The sequence below is a fragment of the Actinomycetospora chiangmaiensis DSM 45062 genome, from assembly GCF_000379625.1.
In the GTDB taxonomy this organism is placed as follows: Bacteria; Actinomycetota; Actinomycetes; order Mycobacteriales; family Pseudonocardiaceae; genus Actinomycetospora; species Actinomycetospora chiangmaiensis.
This window is the reverse complement of sequence record NZ_KB903244.1, coordinates 347,848-374,287: the sequence shown is the minus strand read 5'-3', so window position 1 is coordinate 374,287 and position 26,440 is coordinate 347,848. Positions and strand designations below refer to the sequence as shown.

24 protein-coding genes are annotated in these 26,440 nt (G+C 76.3%); 17 read left to right on the top strand and 7 right to left on the bottom strand.

Features of this window, described 5'->3' with window-relative positions; genetic code table 11:
• Window positions 1–188 precede the first annotated feature (188 nt).
• Together A3CO_RS0123640 and A3CO_RS0123635 are read right to left on the bottom strand one after the other, a co-directional pair.
• On the bottom strand, window positions 189–1,529 hold the full coding sequence (locus A3CO_RS0123640) for an MFS transporter (RefSeq protein ID WP_018334733.1): 1,341 nt from the start codon (window positions 1,527–1,529) through the stop codon (window positions 189–191).
• A 115-nt stretch (window positions 1,530–1,644) separates the two neighbouring features.
• Window positions 1,645–2,295: a TetR/AcrR family transcriptional regulator gene (locus A3CO_RS0123635; RefSeq protein WP_018334732.1), complete on the bottom strand. Its 651-nt coding sequence runs from the start codon at window positions 2,293–2,295 to the stop codon at window positions 1,645–1,647.
• Between the two features lie 48 nt (window positions 2,296–2,343).
• Between A3CO_RS0123635 and A3CO_RS0123630 the strand changes: the two genes are divergently transcribed.
• The 9 genes from A3CO_RS0123630 (at window position 2,344) to A3CO_RS0123590 (ending at window position 10,842) form a co-directional block, all read left to right on the top strand.
• The gene (locus tag A3CO_RS0123630) at window positions 2,344–3,120 is read left to right on the top strand and encodes a hypothetical protein (protein ID WP_026204930.1); all 777 of its coding nucleotides are present in this window, start codon (window positions 2,344–2,346) and stop codon (window positions 3,118–3,120) included.
• A gap of 53 nt (window positions 3,121–3,173) precedes the next feature.
• Window positions 3,174–3,971 (top strand): siderophore-interacting protein, encoded by a 798-nt coding sequence (locus A3CO_RS0123625; protein ID WP_018334730.1) that lies wholly within the window; start codon window positions 3,174–3,176, stop codon window positions 3,969–3,971.
• 64 nt (window positions 3,972–4,035) lie between these two features.
• The gene (locus A3CO_RS0123620) at window positions 4,036–6,189 is read left to right on the top strand and encodes a VWA domain-containing protein (protein ID WP_018334729.1); all 2,154 of its coding nucleotides are present in this window, start codon (window positions 4,036–4,038) and stop codon (window positions 6,187–6,189) included.
• A gap of 19 nt (window positions 6,190–6,208) precedes the next feature.
• Window positions 6,209–6,823, top strand: a complete 615-nt coding sequence (cobO, locus tag A3CO_RS0123615) for a cob(I)yrinic acid a,c-diamide adenosyltransferase (RefSeq protein WP_018334728.1) — start codon at window positions 6,209–6,211, stop codon at window positions 6,821–6,823.
• Window positions 6,824–6,827: 4 nt separating this feature from the next.
• Window positions 6,828–8,222, top strand: a complete 1,395-nt coding sequence (locus A3CO_RS0123610) for a cobyrinic acid a,c-diamide synthase CobB (RefSeq protein ID WP_026204929.1) — start codon at window positions 6,828–6,830, stop codon at window positions 8,220–8,222.
• The gene (locus tag A3CO_RS0123605; RefSeq protein ID WP_018334726.1) at window positions 8,219–8,560 is read left to right on the top strand and encodes a cobalamin biosynthesis protein; all 342 of its coding nucleotides are present in this window, start codon (window positions 8,219–8,221) and stop codon (window positions 8,558–8,560) included. The genes A3CO_RS0123610 and A3CO_RS0123605 overlap by 4 nt, the downstream gene beginning before the upstream one ends.
• A 146-nt stretch (window positions 8,561–8,706) precedes the next feature.
• Window positions 8,707–9,579, top strand: a complete 873-nt coding sequence (locus A3CO_RS0123600; protein ID WP_018334725.1) for a heavy metal-binding domain-containing protein — start codon at window positions 8,707–8,709, stop codon at window positions 9,577–9,579.
• On the top strand, window positions 9,576–10,406 hold the full coding sequence (locus A3CO_RS0123595) for a heavy metal-binding domain-containing protein (RefSeq protein WP_018334724.1): 831 nt from the start codon (window positions 9,576–9,578) through the stop codon (window positions 10,404–10,406). Before A3CO_RS0123600 ends, A3CO_RS0123595 begins: the two co-directional genes overlap by 4 nt.
• Window positions 10,399–10,842: a hypothetical protein gene (locus A3CO_RS0123590; RefSeq protein WP_018334723.1), complete on the top strand. Its 444-nt coding sequence runs from the start codon at window positions 10,399–10,401 to the stop codon at window positions 10,840–10,842. Before A3CO_RS0123595 ends, A3CO_RS0123590 begins: the two co-directional genes overlap by 8 nt.
• 10 nt (window positions 10,843–10,852) lie before the next feature.
• Here the strand turns inward: A3CO_RS0123590 and A3CO_RS0123585 are convergent, their stop codons facing one another.
• From A3CO_RS0123585 to A3CO_RS0123575, 3 genes are all read right to left on the bottom strand, one after another.
• Window positions 10,853–11,113, bottom strand: a complete 261-nt coding sequence (locus A3CO_RS0123585; RefSeq protein WP_018334722.1) for a hypothetical protein — start codon at window positions 11,111–11,113, stop codon at window positions 10,853–10,855.
• A gap of 65 nt (window positions 11,114–11,178) precedes the next feature.
• Entirely contained in the window at window positions 11,179–11,658 is a 480-nt protein-coding gene (locus A3CO_RS0123580; RefSeq protein ID WP_018334721.1) for a DinB family protein, read from the bottom strand.
• A 67-nt stretch (window positions 11,659–11,725) separates the two neighbouring features.
• Window positions 11,726–12,781 (bottom strand): saccharopine dehydrogenase family protein, encoded by a 1,056-nt coding sequence (locus A3CO_RS0123575; RefSeq protein ID WP_026204927.1) that lies wholly within the window; start codon window positions 12,779–12,781, stop codon window positions 11,726–11,728.
• An 84-nt stretch (window positions 12,782–12,865) separates the two neighbouring features.
• Here A3CO_RS0123575 and A3CO_RS37230 point away from each other — a divergent pair, with 84 nt between their 5' ends.
• From A3CO_RS37230 to A3CO_RS38425, 6 genes are all read left to right on the top strand, one after another.
• The gene (locus A3CO_RS37230) at window positions 12,866–13,297 is read left to right on the top strand and encodes a LapA family protein (RefSeq protein WP_018334719.1); all 432 of its coding nucleotides are present in this window, start codon (window positions 12,866–12,868) and stop codon (window positions 13,295–13,297) included.
• A gap of 57 nt (window positions 13,298–13,354) precedes the next feature.
• Window positions 13,355–14,440, top strand: coding sequence for a class I tRNA ligase family protein (locus A3CO_RS0123565; RefSeq protein WP_018334718.1), 1,086 nt, complete (start codon window positions 13,355–13,357; stop codon window positions 14,438–14,440).
• 130 nt (window positions 14,441–14,570) lie between these two features.
• Complete coding sequence (locus tag A3CO_RS36250; RefSeq protein ID WP_157647810.1) at window positions 14,571–17,582, top strand: hypothetical protein; 3,012 nt, start codon at window positions 14,571–14,573, stop codon at window positions 17,580–17,582.
• A gap of 73 nt (window positions 17,583–17,655) precedes the next feature.
• On the top strand, window positions 17,656–19,407 hold the full coding sequence (locus A3CO_RS0123555) for a proline--tRNA ligase (RefSeq protein ID WP_033414852.1): 1,752 nt from the start codon (window positions 17,656–17,658) through the stop codon (window positions 19,405–19,407).
• Window positions 19,408–19,442: 35 nt separating this feature from the next.
• Complete coding sequence (locus tag A3CO_RS0123550; RefSeq protein ID WP_018334715.1) at window positions 19,443–20,516, top strand: glycosyltransferase; 1,074 nt, start codon at window positions 19,443–19,445, stop codon at window positions 20,514–20,516.
• A 95-nt stretch (window positions 20,517–20,611) separates the two neighbouring features.
• Entirely contained in the window at window positions 20,612–21,223 is a 612-nt protein-coding gene (locus A3CO_RS38425) for a hypothetical protein (RefSeq protein ID WP_157647809.1), read from the top strand.
• A 277-nt stretch (window positions 21,224–21,500) separates the two neighbouring features.
• Here A3CO_RS38425 and A3CO_RS0123540 read toward each other — a convergent pair whose 3' ends face one another.
• Together A3CO_RS0123540 and A3CO_RS0123535 are read right to left on the bottom strand one after the other, a co-directional pair.
• A complete protein-coding gene (locus A3CO_RS0123540; protein WP_018334713.1) occupies window positions 21,501–22,706 on the bottom strand; it encodes an MFS transporter in 1,206 nt (401 codons plus the stop codon).
• Complete coding sequence (locus A3CO_RS0123535) at window positions 22,703–23,308, bottom strand: HAD-IA family hydrolase (protein ID WP_018334712.1); 606 nt, start codon at window positions 23,306–23,308, stop codon at window positions 22,703–22,705. Before A3CO_RS0123535 ends, A3CO_RS0123540 begins: the two co-directional genes overlap by 4 nt.
• 35 nt (window positions 23,309–23,343) lie before the next feature.
• Between A3CO_RS0123535 and A3CO_RS0123530 the strand changes: the two genes are divergently transcribed.
• Both A3CO_RS0123530 and A3CO_RS34005 read left to right on the top strand, forming a co-directional pair.
• Complete coding sequence (locus A3CO_RS0123530) at window positions 23,344–24,498, top strand: ROK family protein (protein WP_018334711.1); 1,155 nt, start codon at window positions 23,344–23,346, stop codon at window positions 24,496–24,498.
• A gap of 78 nt (window positions 24,499–24,576) precedes the next feature.
• On the top strand, window positions 24,577–26,388 hold the full coding sequence (locus tag A3CO_RS34005) for a helix-turn-helix domain-containing protein (RefSeq protein ID WP_018334710.1): 1,812 nt from the start codon (window positions 24,577–24,579) through the stop codon (window positions 26,386–26,388).
• Window positions 26,389–26,440: the final 52 nt, after the last annotated feature.

Sequence of the window (26,440 nt, the reverse complement as noted above, 5' to 3'; positions counted from 1 at the left end):
GAGCGGGCCGTGCGCGCCCTTCGCCGGCCGCATGGCGAGGGTGCCGTCAGGCAGGTCCGCGGGTGCTCGGGGACGCGTGGTGTGCACCTCGGCGCGGGAGCGGCCCTGACCGCGAGCCCGGCCCTCCACACACGACGACGGCGGGCCCGGTCGAGGTGACCGGACCCGCCGTCGGGAACGGGGGAGCGTCAGACGGCGGCGGGGACCGCGGGGGTGCCGTGGTCGGCGACGCGGTCGAGGTCCGCGGTGGGGACGTGGGCGGTCTCGCGGGCCGTGAGCCCGGCGATCGCGGCGAGCGCGCAGAGCCCGGCGCCGAGGATCGCGACCGGCACCCAGCCGCCCGCGCCCTTGCCGACGAGCGACTCGGCGATGGTGGGGACGAACCCGCCGACCGCGAAGCCGATCTGGGTGCCGACGGCCATGCCGGTCAGCCGGACCCGGGCCGGGAACATCTCGCCGTAGAAGGCGGGCCAGACCCCGTTCGCGGCGCTGTAGACGACGCCGGAGAGCAGGACCCCGAACACGAAGATCAGCGGGTAGCTCGCCGTCGAGATCGACCAGAGGTAGAAGGCCAGGACGACGGCGCTGGCCACGCAGCCGAAGACGAACACCGGCTTGCGGCCGACGCGGTCGGCGTACCGGGCGAACAGCGGGATCGCGCCGAGGGCGACGGCGTTCGCGGCGATCGAGACCCACAGCATCACGGTCTTGTCCAGGCCCTGGGTGCTGGTGGCGTACGACAGCGCCCAGACGCTGACCAGGGTGCTCACCGAGGAGACCAGCGCGCCGAGGACGACGCGCAGGACGGCGGCCCAGTGGTCGCGCAGCAGCGCGACGATCGGCAGGCCCTCGGTACGGCCCCGGGCGCGCTGCTCCTCGAAGACCGGGGTCTCGGAGAGGGTGCGGCGGATGACGACCCCGGCGATCACGACGACGACCGACAGCCAGAACGGCACGCGCCAGCCCCAGCTGAGGAGCTGCTCCTGGGGCATCGCGGCGACCGGCAGGAACACGAACGTCGCGATGATCATGCCGCCCTGGGTGCCGCCCAGGGTGAAGCTGGAGAAGAAGGCCCGCTTGTCGTCGGGGGCGTGCTCGAGGGTCATCGAGTTCGCACCGGCCTGCTCCCCGCCCGCGGAGAAGCCCTGCAGCAGCCGGCAGACGACCAGCAGGACCGGGCCCAGCGCGCCGACGGTGGCGTAGTCGGGCAGGCAGCCGATCGCGAAGGTGGCCGTGCCCATCATGACCAGCGTGAGGATGAGGACGCGACGACGGCCGACGCGGTCGCCGACGTGGCCCAGCACCACGGCCCCGAGCGGCCGGGCGACGTAGCCGACGCCGAAGGTGGCGAGGGCGAGCAACGTGCCGGCGGTCGGGCTCGACGACGGGAAGAACACCTTGCTGAACACGAGCGCCGCCGCCGTGCCGTAGATGAAGAAGTCGTAGTACTCCAGGGCGCTGCCGATCCAGGCGGCGAGGGCCGCCCGGGCGGGCTGCGCGCCGGCGGGCGCGGCGGGTGCGGAGGACATCGTCGGGCTCCTCGGGATCGTGCTTATGTACCGTCTGGTTACGTACCAGATAGTGAGTTGCGTGGAGCGGCGGTGTCAAGGGTCGACGTGGGCCCGATCACCGGACGATCTGTGGTCAGGGTCTCCCGACGTGCGCGGTGAGGTACTCGACGACCAGGTCGGAGAGCATCCGCCGGTAGTGGTCGCGCTGCGCGGGGTCGAGCATGTCGCGGTCGAAGATGGCGGCGACGGTGTGCCGGTTGGCCGTGCGGAAGATGCAGAACGAGCTGATCAGCAGGTGGATGTCGAGGGCGTCCACGTCGTCGCGGAAGAGCCCGGCGTCGCGACCCCGCGCGAGGATCCGCTCCAGCACGGCGAGGGCGGGCCCGGAGAGGCCCTCCCGGATCGGCGAGGCGCGCAGGTGCTCGGCGTGGTGGATGTTCTCGATGCTCACGAGGCGGATGAACTCGGGGTGCGCCTCGTGGTGGTCGAAGGTGAGGTCGCAGACCGCGCGGATGGCCGCGGTCGGGGCGAGCTCGTCGACCTCGAGGTGGCTCTCCAGGGAGCGGATGCCCAGGTAGGCACGCTCGAGGACCGCGAGGTAGAGGCCCTGCTTGCTGCCGAAGTAGTAGTAGAGCATCCGCTTGGTGGTGCGGGTGCGGGCCGCGATCTCGTCCACGCGCGCGCCCGCGAGGCCGCGTTCGGCGAACTCGGCGGTGGCGACGTCGAGGATCTCCGCGCGGGTGCGCTCGGCGTCGCGCTGGCGCGGTTGGGACTCGGTGCTCACAGCGGCCCTCCTCGCACTGGACTCACCGGCTAGTACATCATGACGACCGTGAACCGCGTCGCCGTGCACCATTCGGTCCTCGACCCGGGTGACCCCGTCGCCTGCGTGCTCGCCGCCCGCGCGGGTGGGCTCGACGCGGTCGGGCTGCACGTCGCCGCCGAGCCGGAGGCCGAGCGGGCGTGGGGCCACGGGGCCGGGACGCCCCTGCTCGCCGCACTCGTGGACGTGCTGCTCGTGACCCGGGTGACCACGCTCGACGTCGGCCGCATCGACCTCGGCGAGCCCGGCACCGACGCGACCGACGACCCGCGGCGGCGCACCCTCGACCTCGGGGCGCGGCTGGGGGCGCAGTTCGTCACGGTCCGGGCGGTGGACGGCGTCGACACCGGGGACGCCCTCGCGGGGCTCGCCGTCCAGGCCGCGTCGTTCCGGGTGCGCCCGGTGCTGGTGCCGGGCGGCGACGTACGCGACGCCCTCGCCGCGGTCGCCGGGACGACGGCGGGGGTCGTGCTCGACGTCGTGCCGTCGGTCGCCGACCCCGAGGAGGTTGCCGAGCTGATCGTCGAGGCCGGGGACGCGCTCGGCTACGTCCGGGTGCCCGCCGACGAGCTCGGCCCGGACATGGGCGCGGCCACCTCGCTCCTGGCGACGTTGCCGCCGTGGGTGCCGGTGGTGGTCGGGACGCCGCGCACGCCCCTGTCGGCCCGCGACCCCGCCGACCCGGCCGCTCCGGCCCGGGCCGGCGCCTTCCTCGCCGCCTGTCGGGCCGGGGTGGACCGGCTGCTCGTCCACCCCCGCGCCCTCGCGGCCGAACGAGGGGAGTGACCGCACCCGTCGTCGGGAAGTAAGGTGAGCCTCACCTACGAAAGGGTGAGGGCATGGCGAAGGGCGGACCGGGACATCGGCTCGAGGTGCTGCGCAGCGAGCAGCTGACCCCGCACCTGCGGCGGGTCGTGCTGGGCGGGCCGGGGCTCGCGGGCATCGAGGACAACGGGTTCACCGACCGGTACGTGAAGCTCGCGTTCCGGCGGCCGGGCGTGGTCTACGAGGAGCCGCTCGACGTCGGGGCGGTGCGGGCGGAGCGGCCGCGCGAGGAGTGGCCGATCTCGCGGACGTACACGGTGCGCGCACTCGACCACGCCGCCGGGGAGATGACGATCGACTTCGTCGTGCACGGCGACACGGGTATCGCCGGTCCGTGGGCGCTCGCGGCGCAGCCCGGTGACGAGCTGATCCTGCTCGGGCCGGGTGGGGCATACGCGCCGGCGGACGACGTCGACGCCCACGTGTTCATCGGCGACGAGGCGGCGCTCCCGGCGATCGCGGCGGCCTGCGAGCGGGTCCCGGCGCGGACGACGGTGCGGGTGTTCCTCGAAGTGGACGGATCGGCCGACGAACTCCCTCTGACCTGCGACGGCGACCTCACGGTCCGCTGGGTGCACCGCGAGGCCGGCGAGACGCTGGTCGACGTCGTGCGGGCGGCGGACTGGCCCGCGGGCCGGGTCCAGGCGTTCGTGCACGGCGAGACGAGTTCGATGAAGGCGCTGCGCGGACTGCTGCGCGACGAGCGTGACGTGCCGAAGGAGCTGCTGTCGATCTCCGGCTACTGGCGCCGCGGGATGGACGAGGAGGGCTTCCAGGCCGACAAGCGCGCGGGCAACGGGGTGGCCGCCTGACGGAGGTGCACATCTCAGCGACCGCTGAGATGTGGGCGTCGGCCGCGGGATAGGGTCGGCGCCCGTGGCGTTCCCCTTCTCGGCCGTCGTCGGCCACCCGGACCTGCGGCTCGCGCTCCTGCTGTCCGCCGTGGACCCGGGGATCGGCGGGGTGCTGGTGCGCGGCCAGAAGGGGACGGCGAAGTCGACGATCGTGCGGGCTCTCGCGGCCCTGCTGCCCGAGGTCGAGGTGCGGGCCGGCGACCGGTTCGGGGTGGACGTCGACGCCGGTGAGGAGAGCCCGGACGGCCCGTTCCCGGCCGACACGCCCGTCGAGCGGCGCCCGGCCCGGCTGGTCGAGCTGCCGGTCGGCGCGTCCGAGGACCGGCTGATCGGGTCGCTCGACCTGCAGGAGGTCCTCGCCCACGGTCGCGGCTCCGTCCAGCCCGGCCTGCTCGCCCTCGCCCACCGCGGCGTGCTCTACGTCGACGAGGTCAACCTGCTCCACGACCACCTCGTCGACCTCCTGCTCGACGCCGCCGCCTCCGGGCGCTCCCACGTCGAGCGCGACGGCGTCTCGTTCACGCACCCGGCGCGGTTCCTGCTCGTCGGGACGATGAACCCCGAGGAGGGCGAGCTCCGCCCGCAGCTGCTCGACCGCTTCGGCCTCACCGTCCGCGTCGAGGCGTCCCGCGTGGTCGCCGAGCGCACCGAGGTCGTCCGGCGCCGGCTCGCCCACGACGCGGACCCCGCCGGCTTCGCCGCGCGCTTCGCCGGCGACGAGGACGCGCTGCGCGCGCAGATCGGCGAGGCCCGGACACGGCTCGGCGCGGTCGCCCTGACCGACCGGGAACTGGTCCGCATCTCGGCGGTGTGCGCGTTCGTCGAGGTCGACGGGATGCGCGCCGACGTCGTCGTGGCCCGCACGGCGGTCGCCCACGCGGCGTGGCGCGGGGCCGCCGCGGTCGACGTCGACGACGTCCGCGCCGCCGCCCGCCTCGCGCTGCCGCACCGCCGCCGCCGCGACCCCTTCGACGAGCCGCACCTCTCCGACGAGGAACTGGAGAAGGCGCTCGAGGCCGCCGAACAGGCGGTGCAGGACCTGGACGACGCCGACTCCGACGACGAGGGTCCGGACGACGACGGCCCCGGCGGTCCGGGATCGGACGGTCCGGGGGAGTCCGATGGTCCCGACGACGGGTCCGGTCCGGACGGCGGGTCCGCGGCGGCTCCGGAGGTGGGCGACGCCGGGGGCGCACCAGCTGGTGGCGACACCGGGTCCGACGGACACGGTGCGGAAGCCGCATCCGCGTCCCCGAGCCGATCCGACCCGGCGTCGGGACGGGGGAGCGGGAGCGACGGTGCGGATTCTCTGCCACTGGACGACAGCAACGACGCTCCGCTGTCGCCGGTCGGCGCTCCACGACCGGTCCGGCTGCGGACCCGCCGCTTCGAGGTGCGCGGGGTCGGGGAGGGCGTGCCGGGACGGCGGTCGCGGGCGCGTGGGCGCCGGGGACGGACGGTGCGTGCGGTCGCGGAGGCCCCCGACTCGGGGCCGGCGCCGCACGTGCCGGCGACGGTGATCGCGAGCGTCCGCAGCGGGCGGCGCGGTCGGCCGGGACCGGACGATCTCCGGCACGCGCACCGCGAGGGCCGCGAGGGCAACCTCGTGCTGTTCTGCGTCGACGCGTCCGGCTCGATGGCCGCCCGCAAGCGGATGTCGGCGGTCACCGGGGCGGTCGACGCGCTGCTGCGGGACGCCTACCAGCGGCGGGACAAGGTCGGGGTGGTGACGTTCCACGGCACGGGCGCGGCCGTCGCCCTGCCTCCGACCTCCAGCGTGCACACCGCCCACGCCCGCCTCGCGGACCTGCGGACGGGCGGCCGGACCCCGCTGGCCGAGGGACTGCGCACCGCGCGACGCGTGCTCCGCGCGGAGCGGGTGCGCGACCCGCGGCGCCGCGGTCTGCTGATCCTGCTGACCGACGGGCGCGCGACCGTCGGCGGCCCGAAGCCCCTCGACGCCGCGCTCGACGCCGCCCGCGGCCTGGCCCGTGAGGCCGGACCGGGGCGCGGGGGAGCGGCGATGAGCACGGTGGTCGTCGACTGCGAGTCCGGGCACGTCCGGCTCGGGTTGGCGGGCCGGATCGCCGGGGCGGCCGCCGGTGCGATCGTGACCCTCGACGAACTGACCGGCGAGAACGTCGCGGCGGTGGCCCGGACCGCCGTCGGCGGCTGAGCCCCGACCAGGAGGAATCGTGCCTCAGGGCGTCCCCACCACCGTTCCCGACGACGGGCTCACCACCCGCCAGCGCCGCCGGCGCCCGCTGCTCGTGGTGCACACGGGCGTGAACAAGGGCAAGTCGACGGCGGCCTTCGGGCTCGCGCTGCGCCAGTGGACGGCCGGCAACTCGATCGCGGTGTTCCAGTTCGTGAAGTCGGCGAAGTGGCGCGTCGGCGAGGAGACCGCGCTGACGGCGCTGGGCGAGCTGCACGAGTCGACCGGTCAGGGCGGGTCGGTGGAGTGGCACAAGATGGGCGAGGGCTGGTCGTGGAGCCGCAAGGCCGGCTCCGAGGAGGACCACGCCGAGGCCGCGCGCGAGGGGTGGGCGGAGATCCGGCGTCGGCTCGAGGCGGGCGCACACGACTTCTACGTCCTCGACGAGTTCACCTACCCGCTGAAGTGGGGGTGGATCGACACGGGCGAGGTGGTCTCGGTGCTGGCCGACCGGCCCGGGTTCCAGCACGTCGTCATCACCGGCCGGGACGCGCCGCCGGCCCTGGTCGAGGCGGCCGACCTCGTCACGGAGATGACGAAGATCAAGCACCCGATGGACGCCGGTCAGAAGGGTCAGAAGGGCATCGAGTGGTGACGCCGTGAGCGCTGTCCTCCCGCCCCGCGTGGTGATCGCGGCCCCGTCGTCGGGCAGCGGGAAGACCACGATCACGACGGGGCTGCTGGGCGCGCTGGCGGCCCGCGGCACGGTCCCGGCGCCGTTCAAGATCGGCCCGGACTACGTCGACCCCGGCTACCACGCGCTCGCCTCCGGACGGCCCGGCCGCAACCTCGACCCGGTGCTCTGCGGCGCCGACCGCCTCGCCCCGCTCGTGGCCCACGGCGCGGCCGGGGCGGCGCTCGCCGTCGTCGAGGGCGTGATGGGGCTGTTCGACGGGCGGCTCTCTCCCGGTGGCGGCGCCGACGCCCGGCCACCGGGGATCCATCCCGACGACGGGTCCACCGCGCACGTCGCGCGCGTGCTCGACGCGCCCGTCGTGCTGGTCGTCGACGCGCGCGGCCAGCACCGGTCGGTCGCGGCGCTGCTGCACGGGTTCCGCGCGTTCGACCCGCGGGTGGCGCCGGCCGGCGTGATCCTCAACCGGGTCGGCACCGAGCGACACGCGGACGCGCTGCGGGTGGCGTGCGCGGAGGTCGGGGTGCCGGTGCTCGGTGTCGTCCCGCGCCGCGCCGAACTCGCGGTGCCGTCGCGGCACCTCGGGCTGATCACGGCGGCCGAGCACGGTGCCGACGCGCGCGCGGCCGTCGACGCCATGACCGCGCTGGTCGCCGCCCACGTCGACCTCGACGCCGTCGAGCGGCTCGCCCGCCGGGCGCCCGCGACCCCCGTCGAGCCCTGGGACCCGGTGCTCGAGGTCGCCCCCACCGACCGCCGGGCCCGCCGCGTCGTCGCCGTCGCCGGTGGTCCCGCGTTCACGTTCGGCTACCCGGAGCACGCGGAGCTGCTGCAGGCCGCCGGGGGAGAGGTCGTCGTCGTGGACCCGCTGCGCGACGAGGCGCTGCCCGAGCGCACGGCCGGCCTCGTGCTGCCGGGTGGGTTCCCCGAGGAGCACCTCGAGGCGCTGTCGGCGAACGTCGCGCTGCGCTCCGCGGTGCACGCGTTCGCGACGGCGGGTGGCGCGGTCCACGCGGAGTGCGGCGGCCTGCTCTACCTCGGCCGGTCGCTCGACGGGGCGCCGATGTGCGGGGTGCTCGACGCCGAGGCGGCGATGGGCCCGCGGCTGACCCTGGGCTACCGGACCGCGACGGCGCTCGTCGACTCGCCGGTCGCGGCGCGGGGGGAGATCGCGACCGGGCACGAGTTCCACCGCACCGTCACCACGCCGCGCGCCGGGGCGACCCCGGCCTGGGCCTGGAACGACACGACCGAGGGCTTCGTGCAGGGCAACGTCCACGCCTCCTACCTGCACACCCATCCCGCCGGCCGGCCGCAGGCGGTGCGCCGTTTCGTCGCGGGACTGGTCGGCCCGCCGTGATCGTCCTCGGTGTGGGCGTCGAGCCGGGAACGCCCGTGGCGTACCTCGCGGCGGCGGTCGGCGACCTCGAGTTCGACGCGGTCGCCACGATCGACCGCCGCCTCGGCGAACCGGCGATCGACGCGGTCGCCGCGGGCCGCAAGCTCCTGGTGTTCACGACCGCGGAGCTCGACGCAGTGGACGTCCCGAACCCGTCCGCCGTCGTCCGGCGCCTGACCGGGACCGGCTCCGTCGCCGAGGCGGCCGCGATCCTGGCCGCCCGGGAGCTGGGCGGCGCAGGCGAGCTCGTCGTCGAGAAGCAGCGCGGCCGGATGGTGACGGTGGCGCTGGCGCGCTGAGACCGGGTCGCCTTGGCCACCCCGCCCGCTCCTCGGGCATCGGGGCGACGGGACCCGGACGGGCGATCCGGACACCGGTCGCAGAGCGCTGCAAACGCCCACTGACCTGCGGAGACGTGGCGGCGCACCGGTGTAGCTTCGGCGGTGTGTCCGAGCAGTGGGACGGCCGGGGCCTGCCGCCGGTGGCGGCCGAGCGGGTGCGTCGCGCGGCGGCCGGGGGCCCCTGGACCTCGATGCTCTCCGTGCCGTCCGCGGCCGGCCTCGCGACCACGGAGTACGAGCCGGTCGGTGAGGTGATGGGCTCGATCGTGCAGAACGTCGGCTGGTCGGGCTACGGCGGGTGCGGCGGCTTCGGGGGCGGCATCCTCGGTGGCGTCGCCGGACCGATGGCGCCGATGCCCGCCTTCCGGCCCTACGTGGAGGCGCTCGAGCGTGGCTACGGAACCGCCCTGCACCGCATGCGGCTGGAGGCGGCCGCCATCGGCGCCGACGGCGTCGTCGGGGTGATCCTCAGGGCCGACCACCTCGGTCAGGGCAGTCGCGAGTTCGTCGCGCTCGGGACCGCCGTCCGCTCGCGCACCGGCCCACCTCCCCAGAAGTTCACCACCTCGCTGGCCGGGCAGGACGTGGCCAAGCTCCTCGCCGCGGGCTGGCTCCCGGCCGAGATCGTCTACGGCATCGCGATCTCCATCCGCCACGACGACTGGGCCACCCGCCAGCAGGCGTCGTGGGTCGCCGGCAACACCGAGGTCACCGGGTACACCCAGCTCGCCACCGTGGTCCGCGCCGACGCCCGGCACCGTTTCGCCGAGCAGGTCGCCGGGGCCGGCGGGCAGGGCGCGATCGTGTCGAGCCTGGGCGTGCGGATGTGGCACGTCGAACCGGCCGAGAACCACCGCGACCACGTCGCCGAGGCCACCGTCTTCGGCGACGCGCTCGTCGCGGTGGAGCGTTCGGCGCCGCGCGTCGCGGCGCCGTTGACCGTCATGCCCCTGCGCCCGCGAGGAGGACTCTCGTGACCGACGTCTCGACCCAGGCCGGTGTCCCGCAGGACGCGATGCGGCGCCTCGAGCACATGCGACCCGGCCAGCCGACCAGCATGTTCACCTCGGATCTCTCGGTGAACGAGTTCCTCCTGGTGCGCGAGGCCGGGTTCCGCCCGCTGGGGCTGGTGCTGGGATCGAGCATCTACCACGTCGGCTTCCAGGTGGGCCGGTGGGGGAAGAACCAGGAGCTGACCACGCTCTCGCAGGCGATGTACCACGCGCGGGAGCTCGCGATGACCCGCATGGAGGCCGAGGCCGACGCACTCGGCGCCGACGGCATCGTCGGGGTGCGCCTCGACATCGAGTTCAAGGAGTTCGGCAACGACCTCGCCGAGTTCATCGCGGTCGGCACGGCCGTCGGGGCGGACCACGCGCCGCCGACCGGGGACTCCTGGCGCAACGTGCACCGCCAGCCCTTCACCTCCGACCTCTCCGGCCAGGACTTCTGGACGCTGATCCAGGCGGGCTACGCGCCGCTGGGCATGGTGATGGGCTCGTGCGTCTACCACATCGCCCACCAGGGGATGTTCAAGGCGATGTCGAACATCGGGCAGAACGTCGAGCTGCCGCAGTACACCGAGGGGCTCTACGACGCCCGTGAGCTCGCGATGAGCCGCATGCAGGCCGAGGCGGAGGCGCTGCACGCCGAGGGCATCGTCGGGGTCCGGCTGAACGCCCACGGACACCGCTGGGGCGGGCACACCACCGAGTTCTTCGCGATCGGCACGGCCGTGCGCCCGCTGCGCGAGGACCACCACATCGCGACCCCGCAGCTCGTGCTGCCCCTGACCGATGGGTGACCTCGTTCCCGACGCCGGGTCGAGCGGCATGGGGCCGCTCGCGGACGTCTCGGTCCTCGCCGCCGCGCTGCGGGCCGACCGGCTGGACGTGGCGTCCTACGCGCGGATCCTGTCCGGGTCGCTCGGCGAGGCGATGCCGGCGGGCTCCGTGGAGATCGGGCGCCGTCGCGGACTGGGCGACCGGATGGCGGGGCGCGAGGGCCGCGTCGAGTCGGTCGTCGTGCACGGCGAGGGCCGCGACCTGGAACTGCGCGCCGAGGGGGAGCGGGTGCACGCGGAGGTCCGGCGGGTGTCCGGCGGGGTGGTGATCAGCCGCCGTCGGGTCGACGTGGAGACCTGGCTGCAGGCGCTCGCCGAGGACCTCCGGCAGATCGCCGCGCGCGACGCGGCCGCCCGTCGGGCCCTCGAGCGGTGGCTCGCCCCGGGGAGCGCCTGACGACCCGTCCTCAGAGGTCGAAGACGCCGCTCGTGATCGGCGCGGTCGTGTGCGGGAACGGTCCGGCGCCGGGCACGTCGGCGCTCCGGCGGGTCCGGGTGTCCGGGCCGGTCGGGCTCGCCTCCGGCTTCCCGGCGGCGGTGGTCTCGGTGATCGCCACGGGACGGGCGGCGGCTCCGGGGGCCGGGAGGACCGCCGCGAGGGTGCCGGCCCCGCCGAGGGCGGCGATCCCGGCGAGCGTGGCGGTCAGGCGGAAGCGGTTCCCGGTCATGCCGACGAGCCTGCGGGGCGGCGGTGGGGCACGGCTCGGAGCTCGATGAGGGCCGGCTGTGCGCCTCAGCCCGCGAGGATCTGCTCGCGGAGGATGTCGGCGTGCCCGCCGTGCTGGGCGAGCTCGCGCAGGACCTGCAGGAGGACCCAGCGCAGCGTGCGCGGCCCGCTCCGGTGGCCGGTCACGACGGTGTCGAGGGGCAGGTCCGCGACGATCCCCCGCGCCGTCGCGCACGCCGCGCGGTGGGCGGCGATCACCGCGTCGACCGAGTCGGCGTCGTCGAGCCGGAACGACGCGTCCGGGCTCCCGACCAGCCCGAGCTCCCCGCGGGGCGTGCCGCCGACGCACTCCTCGAACCACACGCGCTGCATCCACGTCACGTGCTTGAGCAGCCCCAGCAACGTCGTCGCCGACGGGACGAGGCGGCGACGGGCCTGCTCCTCCGTCAGACCGTCGAGGGTGCGGTCGGCGGCCGCGCGGTGGTCCTCGAGGAACGCCTCCAGCTGCGTGCGCTCGTCCTCGAGCGGTACGTCGAACGCTCCCATCGGGTCCTCCTGTCGTCTCGTCGCCCCGGAGATCTGCCGCGGGTGGTCCCCCCGGACGGACCCGCCATCAGGACGGGACGAACGTCCCACCCGCCGCGACCGCGAGATCGGCCCCGAACAGCGCCCCGGGCGTGAACGCGCCCGGTCGCCCGTGGCCGGCGGCGAGTCGACGGGCGGTCTCCGCGGTCGCGGCGGCGGTGAAGTCCATCGCGTCGTCGAGGCGCAGCCAGGTGGAGCGCACCGTCCCGTCCGGCCATGACGCCCGCGCGTGGGCCCAGGAGTGCGGGCGCGGGCGCTCGGCCGCCGGCACGGGGACGCGCGCGAGCCCCGCCGTCGCGAGCCGCGTCGCCCCGGGGACGCGCAGGAGCGCGCTCAGGGCCGGCATCGCGATCCGCACCGCCGCCCCGCCCGGCACCATGCTCGACGCCGCCTCGACCTCGGGCGCCCCGCTGGCCCGCCAGGCCGCGAGGAGCTCGCCGAACGGGGCGACCGTCGTCGGGATCGCCTCCCCGTCGGGGGTGTGCAGCACCTCGGTGCCGCCGACGGGGGCGGTCCGGACGAGGCGTCCGCCCCGGACCGCCCGACCCCCCTCCGGGAACTGCCCGACGATCGTCCCGGCCAGCGCGGGGCCCACCGGGCCGGCCTCCGCCGCGACCGACGGCATCACGGCGACCCGCACCCGCTGCGGCGCCGGCCGGTCCTCGACGAGCCGCAGCACCACCGACTCCCCGGCGAGCACCCCGAAGCCCGCCCCGGTGACCACCGTCCGTCCCTCCCGCTCCGCGACCCCGGCGAGGGCGAAGAGGGCCTCGAAGGCCGGGATCTCGTTGGCGACGTCGACGTAGTGCGTGCCGGGCGGGCACGTCCGGGCCGCGGCAGGACCCGTCGTCGTGAAGGGACCGACGGCATTCACGACGACGGGTGGGGCCGCGTCGGGCAGCTGCGCGAGCAGCTCGCCGAAGGAGCCGGCGCGGACCCGGGCACCCAGCTCGGCGGCCGGGCCGGCGAGCCGTGCGGCGGAGCGCCCGCACAGGGTCAGCGGGACGCCGCGCTCGGCCAGGTGCCGCGCGATCGCCCGACCCGTCCGGCCGGTCGCCCCCAGGACCCACACCTCGTCGTTCATCGGACCCTCCATGTCAGAGACTGACATCAGAGTAGCGGCCGTGTCGGCTCCCCGTGAGGCGTCGAAGGCGCCAGGATGGGCGCCATGAGCGAGAAGGACGCGGCCGGCCTGCCGGACCTCACCGCGCCGTCCCCGGCCGACGGGCCCACCGTCGAGCAGTCGACCGTCGCCCGCCGGGACAACCCGCCCGCAGAACGCGAGACCGAGCGCATCCCCGGCGGCACCGCCGGGGCCGCGCCGACCCGCACGCACGCCACCCCGCGCGGCCCGGGGCGTACTCGCATCGGCGGCGCCTGGGTCGGGCTGATCCTCGGCGCGGTCGTCCTCGTCTTCCTCCTGATCTTCATCCTGCAGAACCTCGACCCCGCCCGCGTGCAGTTCCTCGGCTTCCAGGCCGAGCTGCCGCTCGGCATCTGGATGCTCTTCTCGGCGATCGCCGGCGTGCTCCTCCTGGCCATCCCCGGGCTCGGGCGGATGATCCAGTGGCGCCGTGCCGCGAGGGCCCCGAAGCGCTGACCGGGCTCGGCGGGTCGAACCCCCTCGGTCCGTCGCCCGACCCGGCAGGATGGCGGCGTGACGACCTCGCGCCTCGCCCTCGCCGGAGAACCGCTGCCGACGGTCGGGCACGCCCGCGCCTACGTCTGCGGCATCACCCCCTACGACACGACCCACCTCGGCCACGCCGCGACGTTCGTCTGGGCGGACGTCGCGACCCGCGTGCTCCGCCGCGTGGGCGTCTCCGTCGAGGTCTGCCGCAACGTCACCGACGTCGACGACGTCCTCGACGCCGCCGCCGAGCGGGCCGGCAGCCGCTTCGACAGCTTCGCGGCCGTCGGCCAGTTCCGCTTCGACCGCGACATGGCGGCCCTGAACGTCCGCCCGCCCGCGCACGAGCCGCGGGCGCACAACCACGTCGACGACGTCGTCCGGCTCGCCGCCGGCCTGCTCGAGCGGGGCGTCGCCTACGAGCGCGACGGGGAGGTGCTGCTGCGCGCCGCCGCCGTCGGGCTCGCGGCCCCCGTTCCCGACGACGGGTCCTCGCAGGTCCCGCCGTCGGACCGCGCCGAGGACCCGGCCGACCCGACGGTCTGGCGCCCCGCCCTGCCCGGCGAGGCCGCGTGGCCCAGCCCGTGGGGCGACGGCCGCCCCGGCTGGCACGCGGAGTGCGCGGCGATGGCGCTCTCGGCGCTCGGCCCCGCGGTCGACCTGCACGTCGGCGGCGCGGACCTGCGCCACCCGCACCACACCGCGATGGGGGCGATGGCCGAGGCGATGACCGGGGTGCGGCCCTTCGCCCGGGCGCGGCTGCACGTCGGGACGGTGCAGGTCGACGGGGCGAAGATGGCGAAGTCGGCCGGGAACCTCGTCCTCGTGTCGGACCTCCTCGAGTCCTGGCCCGCCGCGGCGGTCCGGCTGCTCGTGCTCGACCGCCCCTGGGCGCAGGCGTGGGACGTCCACCCGGCCGACGTGACCGCCGCGGCCGACCGGCTGGAGCGCCTCTTCTCCGCCGCCGGCCGGCACGTGGACGGCGTCGCGGCCGCCGACGCCGTCGTCGGGGCCCTGCTCGACGACCTCGACGTCCCCGCTGCACTCGCCGTCGCCGAGACCGAGGGCGGGGAGGCCGCGCGGGTGGCACTGTCGGTGCTCGGCCTGACCTGATCGGGGGTCGGGACCGGTGATGCTTCTGTGACACGCGGGGCGGATGTGCCGCGGAACGGGCCGCCGCTGCCTACGGTGTGACGTCGGGTGTCGACGCTCCGGTCGCGCCGGGGGAGCGGAGGAGGGCGTCATGCGCTGGGGCGGACCCGAAGAGGTGACGCTGAAGCCCACCGGAGGGACGGAGCCGGCCGAGCCACCCGCCCCGCGGACCTCGCCGGAGAACACGCCCGGTCCCGACGACGGGTCGCGCGAGTCCGCCAGCCGGTCCTCGTGGCGTGCCCGACGGCGGGGCAAGGACGCCCGTCGCGGGGCCGCCCCTCCCGTCGAGGAGGCCCGCCAGGAGTCCGCCGCGCCGGCGCCCACTCCTGATGACGACGGCGGGTCCCCGACGTCCGACGCCACGTCGCCGCCTGCGCCGGCCGTTCCGTCACCGAAGAGCGCCGGCGACTCCGACGAGCCTGATGTGCACAAGTCCGGGCCGACGTCGTCGGGCACCGCCGACGAGCGGCGGACACCCCGCGAGCAGCCCACCGTCCCGCAGGGGCGCGCGGTCCCGCCGGCCGAGCGGACCGGGGCCGACGCGCGCCCGGCGGTCGGCACCCCGCCGGCACCCACTCCGCCGCGATCGTTGTGGCGCAGCCGGACGTCGGGCCCGAAGCCCGCTCCGGCGGGCCCTCCGGCGCCACCGACCGACGCCGGGAGCGGGGACTCCCCGGCGCCCACCATGACCCCGCGCACCCCGCCGTGGCGCACCCCGGGGCTGACCCCCTCCGCGGACGACGCGCCGTCGACGCCCCGTCCGCGGGACACCGTGCCGTCGGCGCGCGCGACGTCGTCGCCACCCCGCCCGTCCGGCTCGACGCCGTCGCGGCCGGGCCCCACTGCCCCGAAGGCGACGGCGGCCACCGCGGGGGCGGCGGCTGCGGCGTCGGGTGCCGCGCCCGCGGTCAAGGCCCCGGGCAAGGCCGTGGACGCGGCCGAGAGGAGGGGCGTCGACGAGAAGGGCGCGACGGAGAAGGGCGCCACGGCGACGACCGTCGCCGCCACCGGGGAGGCCCGCACCGAGCGCCCGACCCCCACCGAGCCCGGGACCGTGCGGACCGCGTCCCCGACCGCCGCCGACGAGCACGCCACCGACACCCTCGACCGCGTCCGCGATGAGGACCGGCCCGGCGCCGACGGTGGCACCGAGGTGATCGACCGGGTCGACGAGGCGCCGCGCACGGGCGGCACGCCGACCGAGTCGCCGCGACGCGGTTCCGGGCGCGGCGGTGCCGTCCTCGGCGCCGCCGCTGCCGGTGTGGGCGCCGTCGCCGGCGCGATCGCCGGTCGCTACCGCCGTCGGGACACGGAGGGCGCGACCCCGCAGCAGGCCCCGCCGCGGCCGGACACCACCCCGCGCGACAAGGCCGCCACGCGCGACGAGACCCCTGCCCGGGACGAGACCAGCACTGCGGTCCCGACGGCAGCCGGCGCCTCCACCGCCGAGCGCCCCGCGACGACCGAGCGCCCCGCGAAGGGTGCCCGCGCCGCCACCGACCGCGCCGCCACCGACCGCGCGGCCACCGACCGCGCGCCCACCGAGCGACGCGGCTCTGCGCGTCCGGCGACCGGGTCCCGGACGTCGAGTGGCGAGGGGTCCTCCCGTGCGGCCGTCGGGGTCGCCGCGGCGGGTGCCGCCGGTCTCGCTGCCGCGGCGAGCAGCGGGACGACGACACGGTCCGAGCCGGAGTCCGGGCCGCGGTCGGCCGGGGCCACGACGAGCACCGCGTCCCCGACACCCACGAGGCCCACGACCGACGCGGACGCTCCGACGACCGGATCGACGTCGACGACCTCCGAGGCCCCCACCACGCCCTCTGCCCCGGCGGTCGACCGTGCGGCGCTCGCGGCGCCGACCACCGACGAGCCGGCCGCCGACAGGACGACCGCCGACAAGACGACCACGGAGAAATCCGCCGGGAAGCCGACCGCCGCGGCGACGGCTGCCACGGCGACGGCAGGTACGTCGACGGCTGCCACGTCGACGGCACCCACGGCGACGGCCGCCACCGCCCCGCCCGAGTCGGCCGCCGAGCGCACCGAGATCACCCCGTCCGAGCGCACCGACGTGATCTCGCCGGTCGAGGAGCCGCGCCCGGCGAGCGAGCCGCGGCCCGGCGTCGTCCGGGACCGCCGTCGTCGTCGGCGCGTGGTCTTCGCGTTCGTGCTCGCGGCCCTCGTGCTCGCGGCGTTCCTCGGGCTGGTCGCGCTGATCACCGACCACGGCGACGGACCGGCGCCACCCCGTGCAGCGGCCACGGACCCCGCGATCCGGGTGCCGGTCGAGTCGGCGGCCCCGCCCACGCCGCCGCCCGTGCCGCAGCTCCCGCGCGGGGGCACGACGTTCTTCCCGCAGCACCGGGTCGTGGCCTACTACGGCACCGCCGGGACCAACGCCCTCGGCGTCCTCGGCGAGGGTTCGCCCACGGACGCGGCGACGAAGCTCGAGGCGGCCGCGGCGCCGTTCGCGACGCCCGGCAGGACCGTCCTGCCGGCCATGGAGCTCATCGTCTCCATCGCGAACAGCACGCCGGGCCCCGACGGGACCTACCACAGCGACATCGACCAGGCCGAGGCCCGCCAGTACCTCGCCGCGGCCCGCGCGAAGCAGCAGGTCATGGTCATCGACATCCAGCCCGGGCGCGCGGACTTCATGACCGCCGTCCGCCCCTGGGAGTCCCTGCTCCGCGAGCCCGACGTCGGCCTCGCCCTCGACCCGGAATGGCGGATGCCGCCCGGCCAGGTGCCCGGGAAGACGATCGGCACGGTCAGCGCCGACGAGGTCAACCAGGTCTCGACCTGGCTCGCGAACCTCGTGATGACCAACAACCTCCCGCAGAAGCTCTTCGTGCTGCACCAGTTCACGCCGAACATGATCAGCAACCCGGAGCGGCTGCAGACCCCGCCGCAGCTCGCCGTCGTCCAGCACATCGACGGTTTCGGCGCGCCGCCCAACAAGATCGGCAAGTACCGGGAGCTGCAGCGCCCGCAACAGCTCCACCTCGGGTTCAAGCTGTTCATCGACGAGGACACCCCCACGCTGACCCCGCAGCAGGCCCTCGCGCTGCAGCCCGCCCCGGACCTCGTCACCTACCAGTAGGCGGCGGTCCGGCCCGCCCCGCGGGCCGGGCAGGCCCCGGAAAAGCCGTCGGCCCGGTCAGTAGGCTCGACGCATGGCACGAGGCGTCACCCGCATGTCCGAGTTGTTCCTGCGCACGCTGCGCGAGGACCCGGCCGACGCCGAGGTGACCAGCCACAAGCTGCTCGTGCGCGCGGGCTACGTCCGCCGGGTCGCGCCCGGTATCTACTCGTGGCTGCCGCTCGGGGTGCGCGTGCTGCGCAACGTGGAGCGCATCGTGCGCGAGGAGATGGACGCGATCGGCGCGCAGGAGGTCCACTTCCCGGCGCTGCTGCCCCGCGAGCCCTACGAGGCGACCGGCCGCTGGACCGAGTACGGCGACACGCTGTTCCGGCTCAAGGACCGCAAGCAGGCCGACTACCTCCTCGGGCCGACCCACGAGGAGCTCTTCACGCTGATGGTGAAGGGCGAGACGTCGTCGTACCGGGACTTCCCGGTGACGCTCTACCAGATCCAGACGAAGTACCGGGACGAGGAGCGGCCCCGCGCGGGCATCCTGCGCGGCCGCGAGTTCACGATGAAGGACTCGTACTCGTTCGACCTGACCGACGAGGGCCTCGCCGAGTCCTACGCCGCGCACCGCCTGGCCTATCAGAAGCTGTTCGACCGGCTCGGCCTGGAGATCCAGATCGTGTCGGCGATGTCGGGCGCGATGGGCGGCTCGGCCTCCGAGGAGTTCCTCGCGCCGTGCGAGGCGGGCGAGGACACCTACGTCCGGTGCCTGGAGTCGGGGTACGCCGCGAACGTCGAGGCCGTCACCACGCCGCCGCCGCCCGCGCAGTCGATCGAGGACAAGCCCGAGGCGGTCGTCCACGACACCCCCGACACGCCGACCATCGACTCGCTGGTGGCCGTCGCGCGCGAGGTCGCCCCGGACCGCGGCTACACCGCGGCCGACACGCTGAAGAACGTCATGGTGAAGACCCGGCTGCCCGGGGCCGACGAGTGGCAGCTCCTCGGCGTGGGCGTGCCCGGCGACCGCGAGGTCGACATGAAGCGCCTCGAGGCGGCGGTGTCGCCGGCGGAGGTCGCGCTGCTCGAGGACGCCGACTTCGCCCGCAACCGGTTCCTGACCAAGGGCTACATCGGCCCGGTCGGCCTGCAGAAGAACGGCGTCCGCTACCTGGTCGACCCGCGCATCGTCACCGGGACCGCCTGGGTCACCGGCGCCGACGAGCCCGGCCGCCACGTCTTCGACCTGGTCGCCGGCCGCGACTTCACCCCCGACGGCACCATCGAGGCTGCCGAGGTCCGTGCAGGCGACCCGTCGCCCGACGGCGCGGGCACCCTCGTCGCCGCGCGCGGCATCGAGATGGGCCACATTTTCCAGCTCGGCCGCAAGTACGCGCAGGCGCTGGGGCTCGAGGCGCTCGGCGCCGACGGCAAGCGCACCACGGTGACGATGGGCTCCTACGGCGTCGGCGTCTCGCGCGCGGTCGCCGCGATCACCGAGCAGCACGCCGACGCCAAGGGCCTCGTGTGGCCGCGGGAGGTGGCGCCCTACGACGTCCACCTCGTCATCGCCGGCAAGGACGACGCCCAGCGCGCGGCCGCCGAGACGATCGCCGCGGGCCTCGCCGAGGCGGGCCTGGAGGTGCTGCTCGACGACCGCAAGGCCTCCCCGGGCGTCAAGTTCGCCGACGCCGAGCTGCTCGGGATGCCGACGTCGATCACGGTCGGGCGCGGTCTCGCGAACGGGGTCGTCGAGGTGACCGAGCGCCGGTCGGGCGAGCGGCGCGAGGTGCCGGTCGACGACGTCGTGACCGCGTTGACCGGCGGTGCGTGATCTGATCGTCGGCACCCGTCCCTGATCATGATCAGGTGCGCGTGCTCCTCACGTCCTTCCCCGCCGTCGCCCACGTCCTCGCCCTGCGTCCGCTCGGCGTGGCGCTCGTGGCCCGGGGCCACGACGTCGCCCTGCTGAGTGCCCCCAGCGCGGCGCCGCTGCTCCCACCCGGGGTGCGGCACGTGGTCGCCGGGCCCGACCTCGACGACCTGCTGGCCCTGCCCCGCCCCGAGGCGGAGCGGCCCGACGGACTGCCCATCGACGTTGGGCACTTCTTTGGCGGCCTCCGGGTGACCGCGACCCTCGACGCCGCGTGGGAGGCCCTCGGTTCCTGGCGGGCGGACCTCGTCGTCGCCGAGGGCCTCGACGGCCTCGGGCCCGTGCTCGCCGCCGCGTGGGACGTCCCCCTCGAGCTGGTCTCCCTCGGCCCGGTCTGCATGGCGGACGTCGACGCCGACATCCGTTCGACGGTGCTCGCGACCGGGCTGCCGTTCGCCACGCCCGACCGCCGCCTCGACCCCTGGCCCGCGGCACTGCGCCCGCCGGGCTGGGAGGCCCCCGGACCCCTCACCCCGGTGCGCGCCGAGCTGGCCCTTCCCGACGCCGGGTCGGTGCCGGTCGCGGTGCCGGCTTACGGGGGACCGGTCGTCCTCGTGACCCTCGGGACGCTGTTCCTCGACGGGCCGACCCTGGCAGGAGTGGTCGACGCCGTCACGGCCGGCGGGGCGCGGGCGGTGGTCGCGCTGCCGCCGACGCTCGACACCCTGGACGTGGCCCGCCCCGACCGGGTCGCGCTCCGTCCGTTCGGCCCGCTGGGACCGGTGCTCGAGCGGATCGACGCGGTGGTCTGCCACGCGGGAGCGGCGACGGTGCTCGCGGCCGTGATCCACGGTCGGCCGCTCGTGGTGGTCCCGCAGGGCGCCGACCACCACGTCAACGCGGCGGGCGTCGTGGCGGGTGAGGTCGGGATCCGGGTCGACGCCGCGGACGGAGCGGACGCGATCGCGGCGGCGACCACGGCCGTCGTCGGGACGGCCTACCGGGAGCGCGCGGCGGCGACGGCCCGGACGATCGCGGCGACGCCCGGGTGGGAGGACCGCCTCGCCTGACCGAGTGGTCCCACAGCGCGGTCACCGTGGGCCCGCCGCAGCGCTGGGGGACCACTCGGCGTCAGCCCAGACCGACGCACACCCCGGCGACGATCTTGGCGCAGACCGTGACCCCGCCGCCCGAGGAGCCGCCCGATCCCTTCGACCCGCCGGACGACCCGGAGGACCCCGACCCGCCCGACGACCCGGACCCGCCCGACGACCCGGACCCGCCCGACGACCCGGACCCACCCGACCCCGAGGACCCGCCGGCCGAACCGGAGGACCCGCCGCCGGACCCGGAGGACCCGCCGCCGGACCCGGAGGACCCGCCCGCGCCCGACCCGGTCCCCGCCGTCGATCCCGACGAACCGGCGGTGCCGCCGACCGCCGTGCCGCCGACCGCCGTGCCCGGAGCCGCGGGTGCGGGCGCCGCCACGCCCGGAGCTGGGACGCCCGGCCGGACCCCCGGCGCGGCGGGGGCGGCGCCGGGGACCGGGACGGTCGTGCCTCCCGGGGGCGCGGCCAGGCTCGTCGTCACCGCCGCGACCGCGGGACCCGGCACGCTGGCGCCGGCGGGGACGGCCGGGGAGACGCCGGTCGGCCCGGGGTCCGTGCCGGTCGACACGATCAACAGGGTCGCGATCCCGGCCACGCCCAGCACCGCCGCGACCGCGACCACGAACGCGAGCAGCACCCCGGCGCCCCGCCCGCGGACCCGACGGTGACGGTGCCGCGGGGGAGCCGCGCTCCTGCGTGTCACCACTCTCACGGCCGGCTCCCTCCCGACGCCGGGTCGGGGCGTGGTGTCGCCCCCGTGGTCCCGGCCGGAGAGTGTCGACGCAGGTCGCAGGGGCGTGAGCCGTCGTCGGGTGGTCCCACCCGGGCGGAGCAGCAACAGTGCTCCGACGGACGATCAGGGGGTCGCGGACGGGGACGCGCGCGTGGTCCGGACACCCGGATGACCCCGCCTGACGGTCCGTCCGGCGGGGTAATCGGAGCGCTTCAGGCCCGCCGCTCGAGCGCGACGCTCACCCCGAACACGGCCAGCCCGAGCAGCGGCAGGGCCGCCCCGACGAGGGCCGGCGCGTCGTAGCCCAGCCCGGCGGCGAGGACCGCCCCGCCGAGTGCGGCGCCGAGGGCGTTGGCGACGTTGAACGCGGAGTGGAACGTGGCGGCGGCGAGCGACGGCCCGTCCGCGGCGAAGTCCATGAGCCGGCCCATGAGCGCGGGGCCGGCCGAGAGGCCGACGAAGCCGAGCAGGAACAGCCCGATCGCCGCGGTGACGGCGTGGTGCGCCGCGACCACGAAGACCAGCAGTACCACGGTGTACACCGCGAGCGCGACCGCGATCGTCGCGCGCGGCGCCCGCTCGGCGAGCCGGCCGCCGACGACGTTGCCGACGGTCATGCCGATGCCGAGCGCACCGAGCAGCAGCGGGACGGTGCCCGCGGCGACGCCGGCCTGGACCGTCAGGATCGGGGTGATGTAGCTGTAGACCGCGAACAGGCCGCCGAAGCCGGCGCTGATCGCGCCGAGGGTGAGCCACACCTGCGGGCGGGTGAGGGCCGTGAGCTCCCCGCGGACGCTGCCGCCCTGCGCGGACGCCGCGTTCGGCACGAGGACCGCCACCGCGACGACGGTGACCAGCGCGATCACCGTGACCGCGAGGTACGCCGACCGCCACCCGAACGTCTCGCCCAGCCAGGTCGCCGCGGGCACGCCGACGATGTTGGCGATCGTCAGACCGAGCATCACGGCGGCCAGCGCCCGGGCCCGGCGGGCCGGTTCGACCAGCGCGGCCCCCAGCACCGCGGCCGTGCCGAAGTAGGCGCCGTGCGGCAGCCCGGCGAGGAAGCGCAGCGCGACGAACGGCACGAACGCCGGCGCCAACGCGGACAGGGCATTGAAGACGACCAGCGCGGTCGCGAGGGCGAGGATCAGCTTCTTGCGGGCCCACCGGGCGCCGGCGATGGCGATCAGCGGGGCGCCGACGACGACGCCGAGGGCGTAGGCGCTGATGGCCACCCCCGCCGTCGGGACGGAGACCCCGAGGTCGGCGGCGAAGCCGGGCAGGACGCCCATGCTCGCGAACTCGGTCGTGCCGATGGCGAGTCCGCCGAGGCTCAGCGCGGCGAGGCTCACGCCGGTCGGCACCCGGCGCGGGCTGAACCGCCGGGTCTGCGGTGCGGTCTCGAGGACGGCGCTCATCGCGTCAGCTCCAACAGGTCGGTGAGGCTGGTGATCGGGAGATCCGCGTCGATCCCCTTGAGTCCGGCGACCCGCGCGCCGGCGGCCTTCCCGGCGGCGGCGCCGGTGGCGGAGTCCTCGACGACGAGGCAGCGGGTCGGGTCCACGCCGAGCTCCTCGGCGGCCCGGAGGTAGCCCTCGGGGTGGGGCTTGCCGTGGGTGAGGAGGTCGCGGGTGACGAGCAGCGGGGCCGTGATGCCCGCGGCGCCGAGCCGGAGCCCGGCGAGGCGCGCGTCGGCGCTGGTGACGACGGCCCACGGGACTCCCGTGCGGTCGAGCGCGGCGAGCAGGTCGTGCGCGCCGGGCGCGGCGACGACCCCGTCGAGGTCGACGTACTCCTTCGCGAGCTGCGCGCGCCCCTGTTCCTCGGCGTCGAGGTCGGGGCGCAGCTCGCGCACGGTGTCGGCGGCCGGCCGCCCGGGCATCGTCGTGAGGACGAGGTCCTCGTCGACGTCGTGCGCGCGGGCCCAGGCACGCCAGATCCGCTCGACGACGGCGTCGGAGTCGACGAGGGTGCCGTCCATGTCGAACAACACGGCCTCCACGGTCGTCTCCACCTCCACGTCGCTTTTCCTCGCCAACCGAGGATAATCGAGGGATGTTCCCGACGACGGGTGGTGAACCCGGGATCCGCTGTGAGCCCGGTCGCGCGGCGGTCGACCGTTGGCGTACCGCCGCCCGCGTGCTCGACGTCGTGCGCGATGCGCCCGGGGTGACCCGGGTGGCCCTCGCCGAGCGCCTGGGCCTGTCGAGCGCGACGACCACGGAGACGGTCGCCCGGCTGCGCACCGCGGGCTGGGTGGCCGAGGAGCGGGCGCCGGTGTCCGGGCGCGGCCGCCCGACGACGTGCCTGGTCCCCGCCCCCGACGGCCCGACCGTGCTCGCCCTGGACCTGCGCCACGAGGACTGGCGGCTCGGGGTCGCGGGGCTCGACGGCGTCCCCACGGTGGTGGCATCCGGACGGCGGGTCCGGGAGTGCCCGGAGGAGGTGGGCGCGGCCGTGGGGGAGCGGGGCGCGCTCGCCCTGGCCGTCTCCTACCCCGCGCCGCTGTCCGACGGCCGGGTGGTGCACGCCGGCGAGCTGGACTGGACGACGCTCGACCACGCGCGCCTCACCGGCGGCGCCGCGTTGCCGGTGCTGCAGGGCAACGACGCGACCCTCGCGGGGCTCGCAGAGGCCCGCAGCGGTGCGGCCGCCGGCGCGGGGACGGCGCTGTCGGTGCTGGTGGAGGTCGGCCTCGGCGGGACCCTGCTCCTCGACGGGCGACCGCAGACGGGGGCCCACGGCGCGGCCGGCGAGTTCGGGCACCTGCCGTTCGGCGACCCGGCGGTGATGTGCGGGTGCGGCGCCCGGGGCTGCTGGGGTCCGGAGGTGGACGGCTACGGCCTCGCGCGGCGACTCGGAGTGGCCCCGCCCGCGGACCCCCGGACGTTCGCGACGACGGTCCTGGACCGGCAGGACCCCGCGGCGCGGGCCGCCGTGGCGGGCGCGGGTGCCGCCCTGGGACGGGGTCTCGCGGGCCTGGTGAACGCGCACGACCCCGACGTCGTCGTCCTCGGCGGCCTCGCCCCGCGGCTGCGCGGGCCGGCGTTCGACACGGCGTACCGCGCCGGGCTCATGGCGTGGCGCCGCGCGTCGCCGACCCCGGTCCGCGACGGGGTGCTGGGCGCCGACGCCGCTCTGTACGGCGCGGTCGCGCTGGCCCTGGACCAGGTCACGAGCGCGACGGGGCTGGCCCGGGCCGCGGAGTGAGCCGCATCGTCGGCAGGGTCTGCCGACGGGGACCGGTTTCTGGTGGGGACGCGCCGACCGGGCCTACCGTGCGGAGCCGTGACGGCGGCCCGGGTGCTCGACGCCGCCCGCGAACGGTTCCGGCGCGGCGGCCGGGCGTCGCTGCCCGCGGGCGCCGTGCGCGAGGAGATCGTGGCGTCGTGGGAGCGCTCGGCCGTCCTGCCGACGGACCCGCCGTTCGTCGGCCACCACGACGGCGGGCCCCTCGTCGCGGCCGCCGACGCCGTCCTGCACCGCTTCGTCCGGGAGAACCCCGAGGGGGGATGCTCGGTCGCGCTCGTCGGCGACGACGGTGTCGTCCGGGTGCGCTACGACACCGACCCCGCGCTCGGCGAGCTCCTCGACGCGGCGGGGTTCGTCCCGGGCCACCGGTGCGACGAGGCCGCCGTCGGCACCACGGCCGCGGCCGTCGCGCGGGCCGAGGGGCGGGCCGTGCTGGTCGACGGCCCGGAACACCTGCACCCCGCGTGGCGGACGCTGCGGGAGGCGGCCGCGCCGGTCGGCGCCGGCCAGATCGTGATGGTCGCGCACGCCGGGGACCCGGTGTCGGTCGCGGTGGCCCGGCTGCTCGCCGACGCGGTGGCCGACCACGACGAGCGCGACCGTCGCCGCCGCGTGCTCGCCGTCCACGACGCGATGTCCGCCCTGCGGGCCGAGGGCGTCCCGTGGGTGGTGGCGGCGACCGGCGACGAGACCTGGCTCGGCCGGGAGGTCGTCGCCCTGCCCGACGCCGACCGGCAGACCCTCGCCGACGCGCTCACCGCCTGCGTCCTGCTCGGTGAGACGGGCGGGCCCCGCCACCTCGACCTGCCGTCCGGGACGTGCGCCGAGGTCGACCTGCGGGAGGTGCACGGGGACGACGGGGAGGTGTTCGGCGCGGTGCTCGCCGGCGGTCCGGTCGCGGTGCACGCCGGCGCCGGGCGGGTGAGCGTGGCGGCGCGCGAGGCCCGACGTCGCCAGGGCTCCCACGTCGCGCCGACCGCCCGACGCGACTTCGCGGCGGACCTGCACCGCGACCCGTCGTCGGGGGAGGAGGCCCGGCGACGCGCGACCCAGGACCTGTTCGGTCCCTACGCGCGGGTGCGGCGCGACGCCACCGCGGCGCTCGGCCGACGGCGGCACCTGCTGCTCGTGGGGGAGACCGGGGTCGGGAAGCGCACGCTCGCGCGGGAGCGGTTCACGTTCCTGTTCCCGCGCGGCACCTCGACGACCGTGGACTGTTCCGCCCCCGCCGACGACCTCCGGCTCGACCCGGGCGGTGGCGACGCGCACCTCGTCCTGCTCGACCAGGTGCACGCTTTGACGCCGGTCGCGGCCCGCCGGCTCGACGAGGCCCTCCGACCCCTGACCGCGATACCGGGACAGGTGATCGTCGTCGGCTGCCTCGACTCGGCCGCCGTCGACGCGGGCCGGCCCTACGGGCTGCTCCTGCGCCACTTCCACGACACCGTCCGGGTGCCCGCGCTGCGCCACCGCACGGACGAGCTCGCCGGGCTCGCCCAGGCCGTCCTGCGCGCGATGAGCGGCGGCCGGTCGCTGCGGCTCTCGCACCAGGTCGTCCGCGTGCTCGAGGGCTACGCCTGGCCGGGCAACATCGCCGAGCTGGAGGACGTGCTGCGCTACGTCGTGGCGCGCAAGCCGGTCGGGATCGTGCAGCCGCCCGACCTCCCGGCCCTGTGCTTCACCAGCGCCCCGCGCCTGACGATGCTCGAGACCGCCCAGGCCGACGCGATCATCCACGCGCTCTACGAGACCCGCGGGAACCGCTACAAGGCCGCCGCGATGCTCGGTATCGCCCGGTCGTCGCTGTACCGCAAGATCGACGCGTTCGGGATCAGCTACATCGCCTGACGGGTGTCCCGGCCCCGGGACAGCACCCGCTCCGTCGTCGGCAGGCGGGCCG